Source organism: Candidatus Sodalis sp. SoCistrobi, assembly GCF_900143145.1.
Classification (GTDB): Bacteria; Pseudomonadota; Gammaproteobacteria; order Enterobacterales; family Enterobacteriaceae; genus SoCistrobi.
Map to the genome: position 1 here is coordinate 1 of NZ_FRDB01000240.1, position 4,197 is coordinate 4,197.

At 51.1% G+C, this 4,197-nt stretch carries 3 protein-coding genes and 1 pseudogene; 2 read left to right on the forward strand and 2 right to left on the reverse strand.

Annotated features, from left to right (window positions below; all coding sequences use genetic code 11):
- Nucleotides 1–238 (forward strand): integrase core domain-containing protein (locus CINSTRO3249_RS13500; RefSeq protein ID WP_143146883.1); only part of this gene is annotated, 238 nt, incomplete at its 5' end.
- An 834-nt stretch (nt 239–1,072) separates the two neighbouring features.
- Nucleotides 1,073–1,795, forward strand: coding sequence for a helix-turn-helix transcriptional regulator (locus CINSTRO3249_RS13505; RefSeq protein WP_074013648.1), 723 nt, complete (start codon nt 1,073–1,075; stop codon nt 1,793–1,795).
- Here the strand turns inward: CINSTRO3249_RS13505 and dusA are convergent.
- Together dusA and CINSTRO3249_RS13515 are read right to left on the reverse strand one after the other, a co-directional pair.
- On the reverse strand, nt 1,775–2,710 hold the full coding sequence (gene dusA / locus CINSTRO3249_RS13510; protein WP_254304369.1) for a tRNA dihydrouridine(20/20a) synthase DusA: 936 nt from the start codon (nt 2,708–2,710) through the stop codon (nt 1,775–1,777). The genes CINSTRO3249_RS13505 and dusA overlap by 21 nt on opposite strands.
- A 1,261-nt stretch (nt 2,711–3,971) precedes the next feature.
- A pseudogene (locus tag CINSTRO3249_RS13515) lies at nt 3,972–4,070 on the reverse strand (IS1 family transposase); the annotation flags it as partial.
- Nucleotides 4,071–4,197 lie beyond the last annotated feature (127 nt).

Below are 4,197 nucleotides of genomic sequence, written 5' to 3' on the forward strand. Positions count from 1 at the left end.
CGGCGACTCCTACGATAATGCGATGGCAGAGAGTATCAACGGGTTGTACAAAACGGAGGTTATCCACCGCGGGAGCTGGAAAAACCGGACGGAAGTGGAGTTGGCCACGCTGGACTGGGTGGACTGGGTGGACTGGTACAACAACAGAAGGCTGCTCGGGCGGCTGGGTTACATCCCTCCTACTGAAGCCGAAATGAACTATTACGCTTTGCAATTAGCATCAGAGGAAGCGGCGTAGTATTGCCAAAATTACTCTCTAATAAACTCGGGGTTATTCATTCTGCGGATAACGGCCACGCCTTATTCTCCTGGCCAGTCACCGATTTAATGCTCTCATTTTAAGCCCGTGACAAACTTGACGGCCATGTAACTCGTTACATTCCCGTATCAGGCCTCGCCCTTACGCAGCATAAAATTGATATAGCGTAGCAAGGCTGTACCCTCCCATGCCAGTTGCGGGCTGGGCTAAAAACGCCTGCCCACGGTAAGGTTATACGACATCCGCGTCCCTCACCTCATCGACTGACGGCTTCTCCTTTCACCTACAGACCGCTGAATCTCTTACCGGTATAATTGACTTAGGCAGTTAACCGCTTATCGCCTTATTGACCCTCTGATTTAACCCCCTGCCGCAGTCGGTTTAGCCGCCCTAGAGTCATATCGTCCGCACTATCGATTTATGTGCCTGTTGGCCTAATCCACCTGATAACTTCCCCTCTGCCGATTGGACATTTCGCGCCTAATGCACTTAACGGTTGTCAACCCGGTATTTAATCGAATCGCCCGTTTTAACTGATTAAGTATTTAATCCACATTGCTTATTGCCAGGTTATCAACTTAGCAATTTACCCGCGCACGAATAATCGCAATGCGGGAGTTATGCGGGTAGCAAAACAAATAAATTATTTATCACCTCATTAATAACCTGAGCCGAGGGAATATTACACGACGGCGAGCCAGACTATATCGTCAATGCTGTTAAACATAAATTGATATGAGATCAGGCTGGACCAGAAATAACATTTGCGGTAAAAAATAGAACGGACATGCGGTATTTTAAAAAGGACTTTTTATGAACAGCGATTGCCTATCTCGCGATACTCAAGATGGCGTCATAGCACCGCAGCTGCTAATGCTATGGGAATCCTCCCGTGAGCCCTGGGGCGTCAAGGATCTTGATTCGCGCTATCTTTATGCCAACCATGCTTATTACGATCTGCTGAATATTGATCCAGCACTTTTCACCATCCCCGGATGTTTTGATCATGATTTGCCCTCGCCGGTGGCGGATTTTGCCTCACATTTCCAGCGCCACGACCGCTGTACTATCAAACATCAGGATCGCCTCTGCTCCATAGAGATTCACTGTTATGGCCGGGAGAGGCTTATTCAACCTTATTTTTTTGATAAATATCCACTTTACCATCAGTACAGCCGAGAGTGCATCGGCTCCATTTTCCACGCACGCAAAGTCGAGGACGTCTCGCTGCAAAAGCAGCTATGCGGTAAAAGCCCGGGATATTTTCTGTTTTATCCGCCGGAGCCCATCTTTACCGAAGGGGAGTTGGACGTGATCTTTTTTGTTTTACAAAACATGAGCAGCAAAGTCATTGGCCGTCAACTTGGCCTGTCGCACCGTACGGTGGAGAACAAGCTCCAGGGTATTTATCAGAAAGCGGGCGTGCACTGTTTGCAGCAATTCAGCGAATACAGCAGGCACACCGGCTTTGACCGCTATGTGCCACAAAAATTTTTGAAACCGCTAAGTCAACTATTAATGCTGGACGCAAGATAACGCTTTGATGACCACATCGGCACCCGCGCCAGGGCGGTGGGCGTGTTCGCTCAAATAGCGTCGCCACTGTCGGGCGCCCGGCATCCCTTGAAACAGCCCGAGCATGTGACGAGTAATGTGACCCAGCGCCGCGCCCCGGGACAGCTCGCGTTCAATATAAGGCAACATTGCATCAATGACTGCCGCCTGATTCGGCAATGGATCGGCGTCGCCAAACAGTTCGCTGTCAACCCGCGCCAGGATGCCCGGGTTTTGATAGGCTTCCCGGCCCATCATTACCCCATCCAGCTTTTGCAAATGCTCATGAGCCTCGTGCAGAGTTTTGATTCCACCGTTTATCATCAACCGGAGCGCCGGAAAATCACGTTTTAGCTGATAAACCCGATCGTAATCCAGCGGCGGAATTTCGCGGTTCTCTTTAGGGCTCAGGCCGTTAAGCCATGCCTTGCGGGCATGAATGATAAACGTCTCACAGCCGCCGCGAGTTGCGACGGTATCGATGAATTCACACAGGAACGCATAGCTGTCCTGCTCATCAATACCGATGCGGGTTTTGACCGTAATCGGCAGCGTTACTGCCTCGCGCATAGCGGCAATACACGCCGCTACCCGATCTTTCTCGGCCATTAAACAGGCGCCGAAGCGACCGTTCTGCACCCGATCGGAGGGGCAGCCTACATTGAGATTAATTTCATCATAGCCACGCTCTTGTGCCATCTTCGCACAGCGCGCCAGCGCTTCGGGTTCGCTGCCGCCCAGTTGCAGCGCCAGGGGATGTTCCGCGTCGTGATAAGCTAAATAATCGCCTTTACCAAACAACAAAGCGCCGGTGGTTACCATTTCCGTGTATAACAGCGCGCGGCGGCTCAGTTGGCGCAGAAAAAAACGGCAATGGCGATCGGTCCAGTCCAGCATCGGCGCAACGCTGAACCGACCGGGCGCAAGCGATGACGACCCTGCCAAGGTCAACGTGGGCGGTTGGCTATTCTGGTAAGCGCGGTTTTCAAGCATGGCTGATGATTTCACGTCCGTTCAGGCAATCGGCTACCCGCTGGGCGCGGTGACAATCAACACCGGCAGGGGAATTTTCGGTAGAGTCTAGCACAGAAAAGCACGTGCCTGGGGTTCCTCTCAGCCGGCGCCCTCTCTGGCGAATGGTTGAATACTTAAGCCACGGCAAACACACCCTAAGATGAGACACCGTCTGGGCCACGCAATCTGGCCTCCGTTTGGGTCGCGGATAAGTTGACGTGATTTCTCCGTCGGCCCGGGTTGCCGCCCTCACGTTCGACAGACACCAGCGCCCTAAGGCAATGAACCCCCACCGCTGGCGCATTCGCCGCGGTTTGCCAGCCATCACGGGTTAAAGTGTAATGTAGCCGAAAGGCGTTCGGTGCCCTGTTTAAATACCTATAATCTTGCAAGGGATAGGGCAACGGACATGCGCGCTGCACGGGTGAAATCTAACCCGTTATTCGCGACGCGCAACGACATTCAAGGCGTTGAGACAATAACGCAACGATAAAAAAACGTCTGCACAGAGGATAACCATCAACAACAGGTTAGTTTGACGACACGCGCTAATGCTTACCAACGTCAGCAGGATGCCATCGACTGCCGGATGTCGCATCATTTTGACCCGGAAAGATACACGGTCAAATCCATTGCCTGCACGACCAAAGTATAAGGAATTATGCCGCCCTGCACTGGTTATCGCCCGCGCGGCTACCCTCCGGTACCCGGCGGTCAGGGCGCGCTTAGGTCAATGTTGACTCACCCTGGACAGGGGCTGAAAAGATCATTTTATCCCAAATTGCCCACATGGCGTCCCAATACCCGGCGGACGGATTTACAAAAGGCTGAGTCTGTTCTATCAAAAGAAAGCTGGGCATTGAAAATGCATGTCTGCGTTGTCTAGGGCAAAGGAACCGCGCAATGCATTTAATCGCGTACATCGCTTGGCAAAACGGTGAGGACTTTTTACTGCAAATAACGGCCAATTCATATCAACGCCACCGGTCTGTGCGTCCTCGATAATGTGGGCGACACACACCGTTCTGTGGTCTGACATGTTAGCCAAATAATAATCTCTTTTTCCCGATGGTGAAAAAGTTACCAGACTGAGCATTATGACAGCCTTTATCCTTGATCATTGTGTATTTGGTAATGACTCCAATTAGTAGAACATGTGTTTTTCGATGAAGGCTCCGATGACTTTTTCGTGGATCTCGACAGAGCGCGAGAAGCAAATCGTTTTACGCGCCAGTCGTTTAATGCATAGGTATCTACACATTTATCGTGATACCTGTTATTACTTTGCAGAATGATTTCAACCTATCTGTTGGCGGGATTGACTCTCGCCTTACCCGCCGATATCAGACGCTGGTTAAACAGCATATGAC